The sequence below is a fragment of the Roseibium sp. AS2 genome (assembly GCF_038900065.1).
GTDB lineage: Bacteria > Pseudomonadota > Alphaproteobacteria > Rhizobiales > Stappiaceae > Roseibium.
On the sequence record NZ_JBBMQN010000005.1, the window covers coordinates 238,618 to 256,043 of the forward strand.

At 61.6% G+C, this 17,426-nt stretch carries 16 protein-coding genes; 3 read left to right on the forward strand and 13 right to left on the reverse strand.

Annotation, left to right across the window (positions count from 1 at the left end; all coding sequences use genetic code 11):
- Positions 1-15 precede the first annotated feature (15 nt).
- The 10 genes from WNZ15_RS16225 to rpoZ all read right to left on the reverse strand — a co-directional run bounded on the left by WNZ15_RS16225 (position 16) and on the right by rpoZ (position 11,684).
- Positions 16-3,270, reverse strand: a complete 3,255-nt coding sequence (locus WNZ15_RS16225; protein WP_342894038.1) for a DUF2169 domain-containing protein — start codon at positions 3,268-3,270, stop codon at positions 16-18.
- A 454-nt stretch (positions 3,271-3,724) separates the two neighbouring features.
- Entirely contained in the window at positions 3,725-4,480 is a 756-nt protein-coding gene (gene recO / locus WNZ15_RS16230; protein WP_342894039.1) for a DNA repair protein RecO, read from the reverse strand.
- 78 nt (positions 4,481-4,558) lie between these two features.
- Positions 4,559-5,485, reverse strand: coding sequence for a GTPase Era (gene era, locus WNZ15_RS16235; protein ID WP_342894368.1), 927 nt, complete (start codon positions 5,483-5,485; stop codon positions 4,559-4,561).
- Between the two features lie 82 nt (positions 5,486-5,567).
- Entirely contained in the window at positions 5,568-6,275 is a 708-nt protein-coding gene (gene rnc / locus WNZ15_RS16240; RefSeq protein WP_342894040.1) for a ribonuclease III, read from the reverse strand.
- Positions 6,276-6,318: 43 nt separating this feature from the next.
- A complete protein-coding gene (gene lepB, locus WNZ15_RS16245; RefSeq protein ID WP_342894041.1) occupies positions 6,319-7,074 on the reverse strand; it encodes a signal peptidase I in 756 nt (251 codons plus the stop codon).
- A 107-nt stretch (positions 7,075-7,181) separates the two neighbouring features.
- Positions 7,182-7,622 (reverse strand): holo-ACP synthase, encoded by a 441-nt coding sequence (acpS, locus tag WNZ15_RS16250; protein ID WP_342894042.1) that lies wholly within the window; start codon positions 7,620-7,622, stop codon positions 7,182-7,184.
- Positions 7,623-7,676: 54 nt separating this feature from the next.
- A complete protein-coding gene (locus WNZ15_RS16255) occupies positions 7,677-8,282 on the reverse strand; it encodes a DUF2062 domain-containing protein (protein WP_342894043.1) in 606 nt (201 codons plus the stop codon).
- Positions 8,283-8,313: 31 nt separating this feature from the next.
- Positions 8,314-8,895, reverse strand: coding sequence for an orotate phosphoribosyltransferase (pyrE, locus tag WNZ15_RS16260; RefSeq protein WP_342894044.1), 582 nt, complete (start codon positions 8,893-8,895; stop codon positions 8,314-8,316).
- Between the two features lie 31 nt (positions 8,896-8,926).
- On the reverse strand, positions 8,927-11,173 hold the full coding sequence (locus WNZ15_RS16265; RefSeq protein ID WP_342894045.1) for a bifunctional (p)ppGpp synthetase/guanosine-3',5'-bis(diphosphate) 3'-pyrophosphohydrolase: 2,247 nt from the start codon (positions 11,171-11,173) through the stop codon (positions 8,927-8,929).
- 109 nt (positions 11,174-11,282) lie between these two features.
- On the reverse strand, positions 11,283-11,684 hold the full coding sequence (rpoZ, locus tag WNZ15_RS16270; protein WP_342894046.1) for a DNA-directed RNA polymerase subunit omega: 402 nt from the start codon (positions 11,682-11,684) through the stop codon (positions 11,283-11,285).
- Positions 11,685-12,103: 419 nt separating this feature from the next.
- Here rpoZ and WNZ15_RS16275 point away from each other — a divergent pair, with 419 nt between their 5' ends.
- Both WNZ15_RS16275 and WNZ15_RS16280 read left to right on the forward strand, forming a co-directional pair.
- Positions 12,104-12,697: an NYN domain-containing protein gene (locus WNZ15_RS16275; protein ID WP_342894047.1), complete on the forward strand. Its 594-nt coding sequence runs from the start codon at positions 12,104-12,106 to the stop codon at positions 12,695-12,697.
- A 9-nt stretch (positions 12,698-12,706) separates the two neighbouring features.
- Entirely contained in the window at positions 12,707-13,366 is a 660-nt protein-coding gene (locus tag WNZ15_RS16280; RefSeq protein ID WP_342894048.1) for a uracil-DNA glycosylase, read from the forward strand.
- A gap of 24 nt (positions 13,367-13,390) precedes the next feature.
- On the opposite strand, the gene WNZ15_RS16285 is transcribed toward WNZ15_RS16280, so the two are convergent.
- Positions 13,391-14,173, reverse strand: a complete 783-nt coding sequence (locus tag WNZ15_RS16285) for an arginyltransferase (protein WP_342894049.1) — start codon at positions 14,171-14,173, stop codon at positions 13,391-13,393.
- Between the two features lie 60 nt (positions 14,174-14,233).
- The gene (locus WNZ15_RS16290; RefSeq protein WP_342894050.1) at positions 14,234-16,069 is read right to left on the reverse strand and encodes an SLC13 family permease; all 1,836 of its coding nucleotides are present in this window, start codon (positions 16,067-16,069) and stop codon (positions 14,234-14,236) included.
- A gap of 155 nt (positions 16,070-16,224) precedes the next feature.
- Between WNZ15_RS16290 and WNZ15_RS16295 the strand changes: the two genes are divergently transcribed.
- Positions 16,225-16,710 (forward strand): TspO/MBR family protein, encoded by a 486-nt coding sequence (locus WNZ15_RS16295; protein WP_342894051.1) that lies wholly within the window; start codon positions 16,225-16,227, stop codon positions 16,708-16,710.
- Positions 16,711-17,061: 351 nt separating this feature from the next.
- Here WNZ15_RS16295 and WNZ15_RS16300 read toward each other — a convergent pair whose 3' ends face one another.
- Positions 17,062-17,286, reverse strand: coding sequence for a hypothetical protein (locus WNZ15_RS16300; RefSeq protein WP_342894052.1), 225 nt, complete (start codon positions 17,284-17,286; stop codon positions 17,062-17,064).
- Between the last annotated feature and the right edge of the window lie 140 nt (positions 17,287-17,426).

A 17,426-nucleotide genomic window follows, 5' to 3' on the forward strand; every position in this document is an offset into this window, starting at 1 on the left:
CATTGTGCCGGTCTTCTACTGCGCGGCCACTTGCACTGCCTGGTTCATGGCGGTCCCGCCCAGATTCGCATGCGACAGGTCGCAGCTGGCCAGCCTGGAATCCATCAGGTCGGCACCGAACAGGCTGGCGTGCCGCATCGATACCTGTCGCAGATCCGACTGGCTAAGCGACGCGGCGAAGAAATCCGCGGCGCAGAAGTCGCTGTACCTGAGGTCCGATTGCATGAACCGGGCTTTCTTGAACGACGCGGTGCGTCCATCCACCGACTGCATGTTACACCCGATAAACAGGCAGGACTGGCAGCTCGCCTTCAGATAAAGGCTCTCCTCCAGTTTCGCGCCGTTCCAGCAGGTGTCGGTGGCCGTAACGGCCTCGAACCGGGCACGAGAGAGATCGCAGCCGCCCTGGAAGCCGGTCTCGTGAAGCTCGGCGGAAGTGAAATTCGAGTCGGCTGCCGAGACGTTCGTGAAGGCCGCCCGGTTGAACCGGCTCCCGGTAAAATCCGATCGGGTCATCGGCAAGTCGATGAAAACGACCGTATCGAGGGCCGCCCCCGACAGATCGAGCCCGACCGCAGATCCCTTGGCTACCTTTACCTGTTCCAGCTGGCTTTCCTTCAGGATGGTGCCGTCCAGCGTGCAGTCCAGGAAGGTGACATCGATGAGCCTTGCGCTGTCTGCGACCGTGCCGCTGAGGTCGGCCCCGATCAGCAGGCAATTGGACAACGTAGCATCGCCCAGATTTGCATGCGTCAGCTTTGCTGCGCTGAAGTTGGCGCCACCAAGGTTGCTCGACCTGAAATCGGCACCTTCCAGATTGGCGGAGGTGAACACCGCACCGTCCAGGTGGCAACCTTTGAAGCATGCGCCGGTCAGGTCGGCCTGTTCGAAAAACGTTCCGGACAGGTCACGGTTGGAGAAATCAAGTCCGCGCAGACTGAGGCCGGCAAGGTCGGCGCCCTTGAAATCATGCCCCTCGGCCAGTTTCTCCGCGACCAGTTTGCCAGCTGAAAGCGCGACGGCGGGCAACATTGCTTCCTGCGGAAACATCGCCTGTGGCGACATCTGCCGTCCTGTGGTCAGTGTTTCCGCCAGTCTCGGCTCAAGCTCGTCGAGCGTGGATTTCATCTCCTCGTTGACCTGTTCGAAACGGTCGCTGATCGGCATGTGGGCGTCTTCCACTTCAGGAAGATCCATAGCCTCCAGCTTGCCCATCACGCCGGCCAGAGGCTGGTCTTCCATGCCAGACTCGATCAGATGAGGGAATTGCGCGCGAAGAAGGGCCTCTGTCGGACCAAGCGCTTGCGCGAGTTCGTCCTCGGCAGCTTCTGTCCCGAGTTCGGATGACTGCCCGGCTTTTGAAAGGGCTGCGAAAAAATCAACTTTCTCCGGATCTTCCGAGCCGGGGGATCCATCGGGCAAGGGCGCAAGATTCAGTTCATTGCGTGTGTCACCGGACAAGGCAGACATCGGATCAAGCAACGAAGAGGGCACGGCCTGCGTGTCCAGCTCGAGTTCGCCCAGTTGCCGGCGTATCGGATAAAGCAGGGAGCCTTCCGGACGCCGCAGAGCGCGGGCGCAGGCAAGCTCGTGCTGTTCGGTCTCGTCAGCCTGACCGTGCTGCGCGAGGTTGTCGATCTTGTCGAGCGCTTCCTGGAGTCTTGTCTGTGCCTCGGCTGAGCGGTCGTTGACCTTCTCCGGGTCGATATTGTCGGCAAAGGTCTGTTTCAGGGAGACAGGCATGTCGGCCAGCGCATTCAACCCCGGCTCCAGAGCTGGATCTGCGGAAACATTCGCGGCGGCGATCTGTTCGTCGCTGGCAAAAGGGCGCCCGTCCATCAGGTCCCGGATCTCCAGGGGCGCAGCAGCAACGGCGTCACGCCGCAACAGCTCTGCACGCGCCATCTCCTGATCCGCCTTGAGGGTCAATTCCTTTTCCAGTCGTTCGACATCCTCGATCATCTCGGCAATATCGAAATCCCCGCTGGCGAACTCCTCCGGTGTCGGCAATCCGATCATGGGAATGTCCGCTCCGCGATCCGGATCGGCGGGGGGCAGGATGTCGGTGGGCACACCGGCCTCGTCCAGCTTCTTCCGGACCATCCAGTCGGAATCCTCCAGGAACTTGCGCCGGTCCTGGATGGCGCGGTCCATGCGTTCCTGCCGTTTGCCGACCAGGATTGCGGGGTCGGTCTCAGGCATCAGCTGGTGGTCGGACAAGGCGTGCTTGTAGGCCTGTTCGGGGTCCGTGCGCAGCTGGAACACATGCTGGTAATAGTCGGCGGGACGCGGTGCCGCATCGCTGTGTTCGACAGCCAGAAGCACGGCGCCGATGTCCTCGCCAAGCCGGTCGGTGCTTTTCACAAGTCCGCGAAAGGCCATCACGGCCTTGCCGACATTCGGAAAAAGGGTTGCGGTGTCGCAGACCATGCTGGTCTCGGTCAGGCTGCCATCGGTCTTGCGCTGGATGAAGGCGCGCACGCGAAAACCCGGCAGGACGCCTCCGACCGGCTGACCGGACCGGCACATGCCGGTGACGGAAAAGGTCTCTCCCCCCTTCAGGAAACCGTCAAAACGCTGATCGGCAGGGGCGTCGCAGTTGAACAGGGGATTGAAGTCATCCGGCCTGAGCGGCGACACATGGTCGACCCAGTGCTTGTCGAAGGTGCCCGCAAGCTTGAGCCTGTCCGGATTGTCAGGCCCGATCGGACCGAAATGGGCCGGATGGGGTGTGTCGCCGGGCGACAGGATCAGCGCAGCGCCGTTCTCGATGTTGGGCAACGGCGCGTCAATACCCGCCTCGACCAGTTTAAGCGCTCCGAACCCCTTGCCCTTCGGGTTCATCGGGAAGCCTTCGCCGCCGAATGCATGAATTTCGCTGATGGGCATCTTGTCAAAGGGCTCGGGACCGACGATCTCGATGCCCTGGTCGGTGAGACGCCAGAAACGGTTGCCGAACACTGCCAGGCGCTTGACCTTGTCCCCGAGCCTTGCGGTGACCTTCAGGCCCGTGACCGGCTGATGATGGGGCGCGAGCGCGTGACCGGCGACAATCATCTCCGCCCTTGGCTTGAGCTGGCCCTTGTCGAAGATACCGCCATCGGGCATCTGTTCGACCACCATCGGCCAGAGCGCCTGTTCCGTGTACAACTCAAAAGGACGGGCAACATCGAAGAGCAGGAATGCCGAGGCTGTCAGGACGCTTCCGCCTTCGACAACCTGGGTGTGCAACGATGAGGAGATCCTGGACGGTTTGATGATTGCAGGCACTTTCACTCCCGTCCCGGTATTCTGATGCGCTTGAGCAGATTGAAATCAGTACCGTAACATCAGCTGCGTCTAAGACAGTTTATCTTCTTGAATTCGCCGTCGAATTGAACCTGACAAAATATGACATGACGACCCGGTGACGGTGAATGTAGGATTGCAGACCGTCCGGTGCAATACAAGAAGTGGCGGATTCAGATGGTCGTCCCTGAAAATGGGGCGCGTCCCTGGCGATATCGGCCCGCCGGGGAAAACCAGGCCGCAGTGAAAATACTCTACTGTATTCATTAATGAGAAAGACTGGCTGTTTCTGGCGACACGGCAAGGCCCCCGCGCGCACCCTTCCATCGAAGTCCGGATCGCCGGCGAGCTGAAAAAATGGCGCTTCCGATGACCTGACCGTGCGGCGTCTTCCTCGAAACGGGGGTGACTTCCGACAAGGCGGAAACCGCTTGGCTCAAAAGTTCCACGGATAGTCCGAGCGGTAGCGTTTCTCCAGGGCATTGAGAAACTGGGCGCGCGTACCGCCGTCTTGCAGCCCGTGATCGGACACGTGCCGGTCAATGAAGAAGCTGGTGAGCTCGAAGCCCTGGGTCACATCCGTCCAGGTGAGTTCACTGCCGGGCTGGCGCTGGCCGTCGAGCAGGAACGAAGGCAGGGGGAGCAGCTTGTCATGATAGGGCAGGCCGGCCTCCCGGCTGACGGCGCGGGCGGACCTGGGCGACACATAAGCCAGATCATCCCGTCCGCCGGTTGCCGCGCACGCGGACAAGTCGAGACCGGCGCCGAGTTCACGCAGAACCTGGAGTTCGAACAGGATGAACAGGGCACCGGCCGTGTCGGCGGCTTCAAGATGTTCCAGAAGCACGTTCATGGCCTCGAAAAGCCCGGGGTAGGGGTGGCGTTCGGGCAACAGGCGCAGCAGGAAGGCCAGATGCTGCAGTCCGGTGAGGCCGACTGCGCTGGTCATCAGGTCTCCGGCCCGCAGGGTTTCCGGTTCGATCCGGAACTGCCCGAGCTGGTCCGAAAGGCGCGCCTTCCAGGTGAGCAGCAGACTGTTGCCCGGTTGCAGCGAGGGACGCAGCCGTTTTGACCGGCCGCCGCGGACGAGCCCGAGGTGGCGGCCGTGATCCAGTGTCATGGCCTCCAGGATGACGTCGTTCTCGCCGTGTTTGCGGGTGGTCAGAACCACGCCGCGTCCGCTCCATTCCAAGGGCGTCTTCCCGTGTCGATACCGATCCAGCAAGGGACGGGCGGAGATCGGCGCGCCGCATGTGTCAGGCGCCGCCTCTTATTTCGGAAACTCCAGCCCCATTTCCCGGTAGCGCTCCGGATCGTCGGCCCAGTTTTCGCGCACCTTGACGAACAGGAACAGATGCACCGGAGCGTCGATGATCTCGGACAACTCCTCGCGCGCAGTCTGCGAAATCGCCTTGATCGTCTGACCGCGCTTGCCCAGCACGATGCTCTTCTGGCTGTCGCGTTCCACATAGATGGTCTGTTCGATACGAGCCGACCCGTCCTTGCGGGTCTCCCATCGTTCGGTCTCGACCGTGGAAATATAGGGCAGCTCCTGGTGCAGGCGCTCGAACAGTTTCTCGCGGGTGATCTCCGCGGCGAGGATGCGCAGCGGAAGATCGGAGGGCTGATCCTCCGGATACAGCCAGGGGCCTTCGGGAACCTTGGACGCGAAATGGTCCAGAATGGTCTCGGTTCCGTCGCCGGTCAGCGCGGAGACCATGAATGTTTCCTCGAAGGTGAGGTATTCGTTCGCCTTTTGCGCAATCAGCAGCAGCTTCTCGCGTTTGGCGATGTCGGTCTTGTTCAGGATCAGAACTTTGGGAGCGCTCTGGTTCTGAAGCCGCTTGAGGATGTTTTCCACTTCCTCGTCGATGCCCTTGCGTGCATCGATCAAGAGGGCGATCAGATCCGCGTCGCGCGCGCCGCCCCAGGCGGTGTCGACCATGGCCCGGTCCAGCCGGCGCTTCGGCTTGAAGATGCCCGGTGTGTCGATGAAGACGAGCTGCGCGGTGCCGTGCATGGCCACACCGCGCACGATGGTGCGCGTCGTCTGCACCTTGTGGGTGACGATGGACACCTTTGTGCCGACAAGCTGGTTGATCAGGGTCGACTTGCCGGCATTGGGCGCGCCGATCAGGGCAACGAACCCTGCGCGCGTTCCCTCCGGCATGGCCGCCAGCGGTTCGGGCAACGGCATGTCGAAACGGGCCTTGGGCGCGACGAAGCCGTCGTCTTCGTCCGTCGGTCCGCTGCTGTTGTTGTCGTCGCTCACTCTGTTTCTATTCCTTCCAGACGCCTTCCCGGCGCAGCACGACCTCGGCCGCGCTTTGTTCAGCAATCCGCTTCGAGCCGCCCTTGCCCTCGCCTGGCGGCAGGCCCTGTACCGTTACCGCGACGGTGAAGTTCGGGGCATGGTCCGGACCTTCCCGTCCGGTGACGTCGTAACGCGGGGTGGGCAGGCTCTGGGACTGGGCCCATTCCTGCAGTGTCGTCTTGGCGTCTCGCAGCGGTCCGGACCAGGATAGCATACGCGGCTCCCAGAGACGCCCGACAAAGCTTTCCGCGGCATCGAAACCGCCATCGAGATAGATCGCCGCGATCAACGATTCGCAGATATCGGCGAGCAGCGCGGTCTTTTTCCGCCCGCCCGTTTGCGCTTCCGCCAGGCCGATCCGCATGGCGTCGCCGACACCCAGTTCCTGTGCGATCTCCGCGCAGGTCTCGCGCTTGACCATGTGGTTGAACCGCCGCGCCAGTTCACCCTCGTCGGCTTTGGGAAAATGCTTGTGCAGCATGGTCGCGATTGCCAGGCCGAGTACCCTGTCGCCAAGAAACTCAAGGCGCTGGTAGCTGCCGGACACCGTCTCCGACGGTGCCAGCGCGCTTGCATGCGTCAGGGCCACCCGCAACAGGTCCAGATCCTTGAACTCGTATTGCAGCGCCTCTATCAGCGCCGAGATCGGGTTCGTCTGATTTGGTCTGGTCATGCGGCGGATCCGCGTTTCGGAGCAGGAGTTGCGACCGTATCGGTCACAGCCCCCGGCCGATACGATCCCAGCGCACGCTCCAGGGCCAGGTCCAGATCTGCCATGCCGGGGTTTCGTCCTTGATGGAGAAGAACAGGATCTCCGCGCGGCCCATGAAGTTGTCATAGGGCACAAAGCCGACGCGGGTCTGGTAGCGGCTGTCGATGGAATTGTCGCGATTGTCGCCCATCATGAAATAATGGCCTTCGGGAACCTTGTATTCCCGCGTGTTGTCCATCTGTCCATTGGGCGTCAGATCCAGCGTGTCGAAGGATACGCCGTTCGGCAGGGTCTCGCGGAACCGGGGGACGCGCCGGACCAGGCCTGCCGGGGATTGCTCGATGTAATCGTCGATGCGCTCCCTCTTGACCGGGTCTCCGTTGATATGGACGACGCCGTCGATCACCTGGATGGTGTCTCCCGGCAGTCCCATCACCCGTTTGATATAGTCGATCGAGGTATCGGTCGGAAGCTTGAACACCGCGACATCGCCGCGCTCGGGCGGCGTGGCCCAGACCCGGCCGGAAAACGGCGCCAGACCGAACGGGAAGGAATACCGGGAATAGCCGTAGCTGTATTTGGAAACGAACAGATAGTCGCCGATCAACAGCGTATCCTTCATGGATCCGGAAGGAATGTTGAAGGGCTGAAACAGAAAGGTCCGCACGATCAGGGCAAGCAGCAGCGCCTGGACAATGACCTTGACGGTTTCACCGACACCGCCGCTGTCCTTTTCTTTCTTGTTTTCCGTCACGCTCATAATATCCCTTGAATCAAGTTGTCGGCGGGCCCGGTTTCCGGCGGCGCTTCACAGCGCGACTCTTAGCCGGTCCAATGCCCGGAAGCAATGCGGCGACCGCGTCCCGGTTACGCCTTTGAGGTGGAATCCACCAGGTGCGGCTCAGGCCAGTCGGCGGGCCAGGCCGAGATGACCACAAAAGCCTGGGCCAGCGGAAAATCGTCCGTGATAGTCAGGTCGATCGTTGCCTTGAAACCATCGGGTGTCATCGCGGCAAGCCGCTCCGCCGCGCCTCCGGCCAGGGCAATCGTGGGTTTTCCGGACGGCAGGTTGACGACGCCCATTTCCCGCCAGGCCACACCCATGCGAATGCCGCTGCCAAGCGCCTTGGAACAGGCCTCCTTGGCGGCGAACCGCTTGGCATAGGACGCCGCGCGCTCGGCACGCCGGTCCGACTTGGTCCGCTCGATGTCCGTAAAGACCCGGTTGGTGAACCGATCGCCGAACCGGGCAAGCGTCTTCTCGATCCGGCGAATGTCGATCAGGTCGCTGCCAATCCCTAAGATCATGTGTCTGCCTTCGAAAATACGCACGATACCCGGAGGAACGTGCGGGTCCGGAAATCAGGAGCCGCGGTCTTCTTCCATGTTCGGGCCCGGTGCGGGAAACAGCCGGTCGCCCCTGGCGGCGATCTTGTTGCGGCGGCGTCGCTGATAGACCTCGACGCTCTTGTAGACGATCACATAGGACACGCTGGCCACGATCAGGCCGAGGGGCACGGCACCGATGAACATCGGCTTGAGCATTGGCCAGAGCGCATCAAACGACTTTTCGAACAGGCCGTGCTGGAACTGCTGATGCACATGGTGAGGGTCTGCCCTTGGAGGCGGGCGGCCATGCAGGATCCATTGCCCTATCTTGAACGTGAGTGCCCAGATGAAGGGAAACGTCAGGGGATTGCCGATCGAGGTGCCGAGCGCGGCGGCGATCAGGTTGCCGCGCACCAGGAAGGCGAGGCCGAATGCGGTCAGGAAGTGGAAGCCGATCAACGGTGTGAACGAAGCGAACGCCCCTGCCGCGAAGCCGAGAGCGACCGCATTCGGGGTGGCCGTGAGCCGCAGCACTCTCTTGCCGAAATAGCGGGTCGACCGGGCCCAGCTGTGTCGGGGCCAGACGGCAACGCGCACGCGTTCGATCCGGGAAGGCCTATGTCTGCGGCGGAACAGCATGATGAAAGGGGTGTATCCGTTCTTGTTGCGCTCAGCTCAATCCGCGGCTGCCGGGCTTGATCGCCGGCAGGGCGGCCAGTTCCGGCGGAAGATTGTCGGGCTCATAGGCGGGCACCTTGTATTCGGCCAGCGCGACCAGTGGAACGGAGACATCGGCGTCGCCACCGGACCGGTCGATCAGGCAGGCGACGGCGAGGACTTCAGCACCAAGAGCTTTCAACGAGGTTACCGTTTCGCGGCTCGACAGGCCGGTCGTGACGATATCCTCGACGATAATGACACGCGCTCCCTCGGGCAGCTCGAAGCGGCGGAGCCGGAATTCGCCATCTTCGCGTTCCACCCACATCGACGGCACGCCCAGATGACGGGCGGTCTCATATCCCGGAATGAGGCCGCCGAGAGCAGGCGACACGATATAGTCGATTTTGCCGAGATCCGCGGCGCGAATCTTGTCCGCCAGCGCCTTGCACAGCTTTTCGGTCATGTCCGGATACATGAACACCCGGGCCTTTTGCAGGAAGACCGGACTGCGCAGTCCCGAGGTCAGAATGAAATGGCCTTCCAGGATGGCACCGGCCTCACGGAACAGGGACAGCACTTCGTCACGCGTCATTACAAGAAATCCCCTGATATCGTCGGAGCTGCTAGCCGTTCACCCGGCTGACGCTCGATACATTCGGTTTGGTTCGCAATTGATTGATGATCCGGTTGAGGTGCTTCAGATCCCAGACCTCCAGGTCGATGACCATCTGGTGGAAGTCCGGCGCCCTCCGGAGCATTTTTACATTGTCGATGTTACCACTGTTTTCGCCGATAACCTGGGCGATTGTTGCCAGTGAGCCGGGTTCATTGGCGGCGGATATGGCCAGCCGGGCCGGAAAGCGCTCCGGATTGTCGACATCGATGTCCCAGCGCACATCGACCCAGCGTTCGGTCTGGTCATCGTACTCCTTGAGAGACGGAGACTGTATCGGATAGATGGTCAGTCCTTCGGACGGGGTCAAGATGCCGACGATACGGTCGCCCGGCACGGCGCCGCCGTCGGGGGCGAAGGTGACCGGAATGTCGCCCGACAGCCCGCGGATCGGCAGGGCAGGGCCTTCGCCGGCATCCTGTCCGTCGGCGCCGGTTGCACTGTCTTCTTCCAGTCCGCTGGGAGGAATTCGGAACTTGAGGCCATGCCCCTGCTTCAGGCCGAACCAGCCTTCTTCCAGGGGAGGGGCTGACATGGCCACGCGCTGGTCCTGATAGTCCGGATGCGCGGATTTCAGAACGACCTGGGCGCTGAGGTCGCCGCGTCCGACCGCGGCCAGAAGATCCGCGACACTCGCCTGGTGATGCTGGTCGAGAATTCCTTCGAGAAGATCTTCGGAATAGACCTTGTCCGCGCGCGCGAATGCGCGTTCGAGGATATGTTCGCCGAGCGCGCCATATTGTTTGCGCACGGATTCCCGCGTTGCCCGGCGGATGGCCGCCCGGGCCTTCCCGGTGATCGCGATCGCCTCCCAGGCCGGCGGCGGGGATTGCGCGGGTGACCGGATGATCTCGACTTCATCGCCGTTGTGAAGCTCCGTCACCAGGGGCATGATCTTGCCGTTGATCTTGCAGCCGACGCAGGTGTTGCCGACGTCCGTGTGCACCGCATAGGCGAAGTCGATCGGCGTGGCGCCGCGCGGCAGGGCGATCAGGCGGCCCTTGGGAGAGAAACAGAACACCTGGTCGTGGAACAGCTCCAGCTTGGTGTTTTCCAGGAACTCCTCGGGCGTGTCCCCCTGGGCGAGCAGTTCCGTGGTCCGGCGCAGCCACTCGAAGGCGCGGCAGTCTTCGGAATGGCGGGTGATGTCGCGGCCGCCGAACTCGCCATCCTTGTAGAGCGCATGGGCCGCGATACCGTATTCGGCGACCCGGTCCATGGAAATGGTGCGGATCTGCAGTTCCACGCGCTGACGTGACGGACCGACAATGGTCGTGTGGATCGACTTGTAGTCGTTCTGCTTGGGGGTCGAGATATAGTCCTTGAACCGGCCCGGCACGGTGGGCCAGGTCGTGTGGATGACCCCGAGCACGCGGTAACAGGCTTCAATGGTGCCGACGGTCACGCGGAACCCGTAGATATCGGAAAGCTGTTCGAAGCCGATCGCCTTGCGCTGCATCTTTCGAAAAATTGAATAGGGACGTTTTTCCCGCCCCTTGACGAGCGCCGCCATGCCGCGTTCGCTCAGGCGTTCGGTCAAGGTGGTTTCGATGTCCAGAATCAGGTCCCGGTTGCGCTCGCGCAGATCGGCCAGCCGGTCCGTGATGGTTTCATAGGCTTCCGGGTTGAGCGTGCGGAAGGAGAGATCCTCCAGCTCCTCGCGCATGTCATGCATGCCCATGCGGCCGGCCAGCGGCGCATAGATCTCCATGGTTTCTTCAGCGATGCGGCCGCGCTTCTGCTCCGGCATGTGACCGAGCGTGCGCATGTTGTGCAGCCGGTCCGCCAGCTTGACCAGAAGCACGCGGACATCGTCGGCGATGGCAAGCAGGAGCTTGCGGAAATTCTCCGCCTGTTTGGCTTTCTGGGAAACCAGGTCCAGCCGCTTGATCTTGGTCAGACCTTCGACCAGCTTGCCGATTCCCTCACCGAACAGACTGTCGATTTCCGACCGGGTCGCGTCCGTGTCCTCGATCGTGTCATGCAGCAGCGCGACGGCAATGGTCGCGTCATCCAGACGCAGGCCGGTCAGGATCGCGGCGACTTCGAGAGGATGGGAAAAATAGGGATCGCCTGATGCGCGCATCTGGGAGCCATGCTTCTGCATGGCGTAGACATAGGCCTTGTTGAGCAAGGCTTCGTCAGCTTCCGGATTGTATCGTGTAACCCGTTCTACGAGTTCGTATTGACGCATCATGGCCGCAACCGACCCTGGCAACCGGCTGAGGTTTCAGCGGGACAGACAAAAATGTCCGAAGCGACCATGCCTGTCCGGCCGCGCTTCAGACGAGCTTTGTGACAAAAAATCAGACGTCGTCAGTCCGTTCCGGCGGAACGAGCCCTTCCAGACCGCGCAGAAGGTCTTCCTCGGACATCCGGTCGAATTCGACCGCGCCGTCGTCGACGGCATTGACCTGCGTCACGTTCTGCTGGCCGGGGGATGGCATCAGCGGCACGGCTTCGGCTTCCGGCTCGTCCACTTCGACGAACTTCTGCAGCGAATGGATCAGGTCTTCCTTCATGTCTTCCGGGCTGACGGTCTGCTCGGCGATTTCACGAAGGGCGACAACAGGGTTCTTGTCGTTGTCGCGTTCGATGGTCAGCGGAGAACCGCTGGAAATCATGCGTGCGCGATGCGCAGCAATCAGCACCAGCTCAAACCGGTTTTCGACCTTGTCGATGCAGTCCTCGACGGTCACGCGCGCCATTCGACGTCTCCATAGCTTTAAGGAACTTGAAGAACCAGCGTATAGTGTTCGCGATTCAAAAAAGCAACCCCTAGTCAGAATTGAAGGGTGGCCGGGGATTTTGCCGGGCAAGTCAGGTGGAAATCAACGGAAATTTTGCCCGGTTTTTTTAAGGTTTTTTTTAAGGAAACCGCTCGCTTTTGCATTGCGGGAGACCAATATAGTGGTATACGCCAGAGGCAATGGCCCCTCGCGGAATCAGAAGGGCGTTGGAAAGAAAACAATAAGTCGTCAGAAGCTGCGGGATGCGCAGTATTCTTTCGACACTATATGCGTTGACAGCAGAGATCGGACACGTCGGACCCCGCCGCGGGAGGCTGAGTTCAGACCGGACGAATAACAAAGCGCTGCGCGTATAACTGGGAAAGGTTTCAAATAAGATGTTTGACGCTCGAGAAAAAGTTGCTTTGTTCATTGATGGGGCCAACTTGTACTCAACCGCAAAGGCCATCGGTTTTGACATTGACTACAAGCGGCTTCTGAAGGAATTTCAGGGTCATGCCTATATGCTGCGCGCGTATTACTATACCGCTCTGATCGAAGACCAGGAGTATTCCTCGATACGTCCGCTGATCGACTGGCTGGACTATAATGGCTACAAGGTCATTACCAAGCCCGTGAAGGAATTTGTGGACAGTGCCGGTCGCCGCAAGGTGAAAGGCAACATGGATATCGAGCTTGCCGTTGACGCCATGGAACTGGTCGAAACCGTCGACCACATCGTGCTGTTCTCCGGCGATGGCGACTTCCGCTCTCTGGTGGAGGCCCTGCAGCGCAAGGGCCGCAAGGTCAGCGTTGTCTCGACCTTGAAAACCCAGCCGCCGATGATCGCCGACGATCTGCGCAGGCAGGCGGATCATTTCATCGATCTGGCAAGCCTGGCCAACAAGATCGGCCGCGACCCGTCCGAACGTCCGATGCGTCCGCAGACGCCCGCTCATGTGGAAGACGACGACGAGGACGACGACTACTAGGTTTCGTCCATGCCCGCCTTGAACACTCAGAACGTGCCGGTCGATCCGCCCCTGGATTGTCCGGCCTGTCCCCGGCTCGTCGCGTTGCGCGAGGAGCTCAAGGCAGCGCATCCCGATTGGCACAATGCCCCCGTGCCGTCCTTCGGCGCGGCTGCGCCGACGCTGCTGGTCATCGGTCTGGCGCCCGGCATGAAGGGGGCAAACTGCACCGGCCGCCCGTTCACGGGGGACTATGCCGGCGATCTTCTCTACCGGACCATGATCGATTTCGGCTTCGCCTCCGGCACATATCTGGCGCGGCCCGATGACGGGCTGACGCTCAAGGACGCGCTGATCACCAACGCGGTCCGCTGTCTGCCGCCGCAGAACAAGCCGACCGGGGAGGAAATCAGGACCTGCCGGCCGTATCTCCTGTCGACTCTCGCGGCCAATCCGTCGATCAACGCAGTGCTGGCGCTCGGACGGATCGCCCACGAGACGTTCCTGACCGCGCTCGGTCAGCGCCGTGCCGCGTTTCCCTTTGCACATTGCGCGGAACACGCGCTGCCGGGCACCGGGCTGACCCTCTTCGACAGCTATCACTGCTCAAGGTACAACACCAATACGGGCCGCTTGACGGAAGAGATGTTCCGCGCCGTCTTCGTGAAGATCCGCGCGCATATTTCCTGACAAAAGCCGAAACTGCGACGTTCCTCATCCGCCGGAAGGGGGCTCCGTGCGATATTCCTTCTCGTCGGCAACGGCCCAGCCGTTGGGGCCGAGATGCTCCTGCGGCTTGAAGCGGGCCTTGTAGTCCATTTTCCGCGAGCCATCGACCCAGTAGCCGAGATAGACATAGGGCAGGTTCATCTTTCTGGCGCGCACGATGTGATCCAGGATCATGTAGGTGCCGAGCGCGGTGTTCGGATAGTCGGGCGTGTAGAAGGAATAGACCATCGACAGGCCGTCCGAGAGCTGGTCCGTGAGGGCAACGCCCAGAAGGGGGCCTTCACCGGTGCCGGTCAGGAAACTGTTCGGACCGCGGCGGCGGTATTCCAGGACCAGGGTCTCCACATGGGTGTCCTCGACCATCATGGCGTAGTCGAGCACGCTCATTTCGGTCATGCCGCCGTTTTCGTGCCGTGCCTCCAGATAGTCCCGGAAAAGATCGTATTGTTCGGCCGAAGGGCTGGGCGGCAACCGGGCGCCGACAATGTCCCCGCCGGACTTCCACACCCTTTTAAACGATTTGGTCCATTGAAATTCGTCCACGCGCACACGGATCGAGACGCAGGCCTGGCAGCGTTCGCAGGCGGGCCGGTAGGCGATGTTCTGGCTGCGCCGGAAGCCGCCCTGTGTCAGAACCTCGTTGAGCGCCGGGGCATTGTGGCCGACCAGGTGGGTGAACACCTTGCGCTCCTGCTTGCCCTCCAGATAGGGGCAGGGCGCGGGCGCCGTCAGATAGAACTGCGGATGATCTGTGGGGTGCCGTGTCACCGTGTTGTCCCGCGTATCTTCATGTTTCCAGTCGCGAACGCCTCACGCCCGGATCTGGTTTCACAGGCCGTAATACCATGGAGCGACCAGTGAGAAGGTCAACCATAAAACAAGAGCAAGCGGGGTGCCAGCCCGCACGAAATCATTGAACTTGTAGTGCCCGGGGCCCATGACGATCAGGTTGGTCTGATACCCGATCGGCGTCGCGAAAGACGAATTCGCCGCGATGATCAGGCAGACCACGAAAGCTTCCGGCTCCGCGCCGATCTGCTGTGCCAGATTGATGGCGATCGGCGTGAACAGGACGGCGGCAGCGTTGTTCGACAGGAAATTCGTCAGCACCATGACGATGAAGAACAGCGCGGACAGCATCACAGGGGCGGATGCGCCGTCCAGCACGGTGACGAGGGCGGTGGCGATCGCCGTGGCGCCGCCCGTGCCTTCCAGTGCGACCGCACCGGCAAGCGAGGCGCCGACAAGCATGAAGATCCGGCTGTCGATAGCGCGCATGGCCTGGCGGATGTTGAGGCAGCCCGAAGCGATCATGGCGAAGGTGCCGGCCACCGCCGTCGAAACGATAGGCACAAGCCCGCTCGCGGCCAGAGCCACCACACAGGCGAAGATCACCAGGGCGCGCGGCGCGTAGCGGCGCCGGGGAACTTCCGCCATGGACCAGTCGAGCAGCAGCACGTCGCGATTGCCGCGCAGGCGCGCGATTTCCTCTTCGCTGCCGGATACGAGCAGCACATCGCCCGCTTCCAGACGGATGTCGTTCATGGCCATGCGCGGCATGCGGCTGCGCCGCTGGATACCCATCACCAGGCAGCCGGTGTCCGAATAGAACCCGGACTGCGGCAGGGTCCGGCCCATCAGGCGCGAGGCGGGCGCGACCACGACTTCGGCCAGGCTGATGGAGCCCGGTTGCGCGGCCTGGATTTCGCGGCCCGGATTGCCGGTGTCGCCTTCGGCTTCCATGAGCGGCTGGCGGCGGGAGAGCGCATTGGCGAGCGCGGTGCGGGTTGCCGCCACGATGACCATGTCGCCGGGCGCCAGCACCACGTTTTCGAAGGGCGGCAGGATCGGCTTCTGGCCGCGCTGGACCAGGCGAACGGTCATGTCTTTCAGTTTCGGGAACATGCCGGAGACCGACTCGACCCCGATCAGGGGATGTCCGTAGGTGATCTCGATCTGGGCGATGAATTGCTTGCCGGAGGTAGCCTGAAACTCCTCCGCCATGGTCTTGCGGGCCTTCAGCAGACGCGGCATGACAAACAGCACGTAGACGGCGCCGACGCTGGCCACGATCAGGCCAATCCCGGTGAAACTGAAAAAGGTCAGTTTCAGATCGGAGGTCTGGGCGGCGTAGTTGGCGACCAGAAGGTTTGTCGACGACCCGATCAGCGTGGTCATGCCGCCGAGAATGGCAAGGAAGGACAGCGGCATCAGCACGCGGGCGGGGGACTGGCCAACGGTCGCGGCGACGGCTGTCAGGATCGGCAGGAACATCACCACGACGGGGGTGTTGTTCAGAAAGGCGCTCAGGACGGCGACCGCCAGCAGCACCGGAATGGCCGCATGGAGCGAGCGTCCGCGGGTCATGCGCACGATGGCTTTTGCCGGGGCCTCCAGCGCATCCGTCTGGAACAGGCCCTGGCCGATGATCAGAAGGCAGATGACGGTGATCAGGGCCGGGTTGGCGAAACCGGCGAGAAAATCGCCGGTGGTGATCGCCGCGCCGTCGGGCGCTGTCACGGGGATGACGGAAAAGATGACGATGAAGGCGGAAATGGACCCCAGGGCGACGATCTCGATCGCGTAGCGCTCCATGGCGTAAAGTACGACAGTTGACGCGATCACCACGAAGGTCAGCGCCATTGCAATATCAACTGAGTGCATTCATGAGCCTAAAGCCGCCAGGGAGGTTTCCACGGGATGCCAGTTTAAATCAGCAGGTCCCGGGATTGGAAGAGGCAAGTCGCAAGATTGTCATTGAGAGGTCCGTTAAGGCATGATACCGGGAACCACAAGGGGGGCCATGCGTTGACACCATCATGAAGACTTTCCCCGATCCCGCCTTCTTCCAGCGCCATCCGCGTGTCCTGTTGGCCCTGTTCCTCATCGCCGTCGTCGGCACCGGGGTCCTGATCGGAGTCCTGTCCGCTCCCGGCCCCTGGTATCAGGCCTTGCGCAAGCCGCCTTTCAATCCGCCGGACTGGGTGTTCGCACCGGCCTGGACGGTGCTTTACATCCTGATCGCACTTGCGGGATGGCGCAGCTTTCTCAGAGCACCGCGCAGCCGTGTGATGGGGATATGGGCCGGACAGATGCTGCTCAACTGGTGCTGGATGCCGCTGTTTTTCGGCCTGCACCAGATCTGGGCGGCTTTCGCCGTCGTGGTGCTGCTGTTCGTCCTGATCATGACTTACATCGCGGCAAACTGGAAATGCGACACGACGGCCGCGCTGCTGTTCCTGCCCTATGCCGCCTGGGTTGCCTTCGCTGGACTGTTGAACGTGTCCATCGCGTTGCTGAATTGACGGCGGATCCCTAACATACAGCGCGATTGTCCGGTGCGCGTATCCGCACGGGGATCCGGTGGTGGAAAATCCCTGCCGCCGAATGCAAGGGGCGGCAGGGATGTGTGGTCGAACCCTTCTGAATGAAGAGGCGATGGGGCCTGTTCTTCGACCGGTCATGAACCTTGGCCTTCCCGAGCGTGACCGCTTTCTGTCGGAAGGCTTCCGGTTCTCTCGTTCGGCGGGCCCATTCAGGTCCGACCGGGAGAGATATGTTCGTGTCTCGTCTGCTTCCGCTCACCCGGCTTCGGCAATCCGATGTTTCGGGTGATCTCGCCGGCGTGCATCCGGAAACGTCCGCGATCCCGCGCGTCATTCACCCGCGTGCTTTGGGACTGCGGCCAGGTAACGGATCAGCTCGCGTTGCAGCGCCGCGACCGTTTCCTCCAGATCCGCCGCGTCTGCTTTGCGGCTTCTTGCCAACTCCCCCAGCATGATTTCGTAGTCGCGGCAGATTTCATCAAAAACCCGGTCGTTACGCCGAAGGTCGAGAACCGCTGTACTCTCGAGCCCCAACTTGTCGTCCCAGCCTTCCATGCGGCGCCTTTCTTGCCGAATCCCCGATGCACTCCGCAGTTGATCTGGTTGCAGGATCTCCTAGTATTGCCTGAATGTAGAGTTTAACACCGTGATTTTCCCGTGTTTCACGGGTTTAAGTATCTGAATTTCATGGTGTT

Excerpts from the sequence above, each read along its gene's own strand:
- era (WP_342894368.1), bottom strand. The coding sequence starts at position 5,485 with ATGCCGTTGCCCGAACCGCTGGCGGCCATGCCGGAGGGAACGCGCGCA.
- rnc (WP_342894040.1), bottom strand. The coding sequence starts at position 6,275 with ATGACCAGACCAAATCAGACGAACCCGATCTCGGCGCTGATAGAGGCG.
- lepB (WP_342894041.1), bottom strand. The coding sequence starts at position 7,074 with ATGAGCGTGACGGAAAACAAGAAAGAAAAGGACAGCGGCGGTGTCGGT.
- acpS (WP_342894042.1), bottom strand. The coding sequence starts at position 7,622 with ATGATCTTAGGGATTGGCAGCGACCTGATCGACATTCGCCGGATCGAG.
- WNZ15_RS16255 (WP_342894043.1), bottom strand. The coding sequence starts at position 8,282 with ATGCTGTTCCGCCGCAGACATAGGCCTTCCCGGATCGAACGCGTGCGC.
- pyrE (WP_342894044.1), bottom strand. The coding sequence starts at position 8,895 with ATGACGCGTGACGAAGTGCTGTCCCTGTTCCGTGAGGCCGGTGCCATC.
- WNZ15_RS16265 (WP_342894045.1), bottom strand. The coding sequence starts at position 11,173 with ATGATGCGTCAATACGAACTCGTAGAACGGGTTACACGATACAATCCG.
- rpoZ (WP_342894046.1), bottom strand. The coding sequence starts at position 11,684 with ATGGCGCGCGTGACCGTCGAGGACTGCATCGACAAGGTCGAAAACCGG.
- WNZ15_RS16275 (WP_342894047.1), top strand. The coding sequence starts at position 12,104 with ATGTTTGACGCTCGAGAAAAAGTTGCTTTGTTCATTGATGGGGCCAAC.
- WNZ15_RS16280 (WP_342894048.1), top strand. The coding sequence starts at position 12,707 with ATGCCCGCCTTGAACACTCAGAACGTGCCGGTCGATCCGCCCCTGGAT.
- WNZ15_RS16290 (WP_342894050.1), bottom strand. The coding sequence starts at position 16,069 with ATGCACTCAGTTGATATTGCAATGGCGCTGACCTTCGTGGTGATCGCG.
- WNZ15_RS16295 (WP_342894051.1), top strand. The coding sequence starts at position 16,225 with ATGAAGACTTTCCCCGATCCCGCCTTCTTCCAGCGCCATCCGCGTGTC.
- WNZ15_RS16300 (WP_342894052.1), bottom strand. The coding sequence starts at position 17,286 with ATGGAAGGCTGGGACGACAAGTTGGGGCTCGAGAGTACAGCGGTTCTC.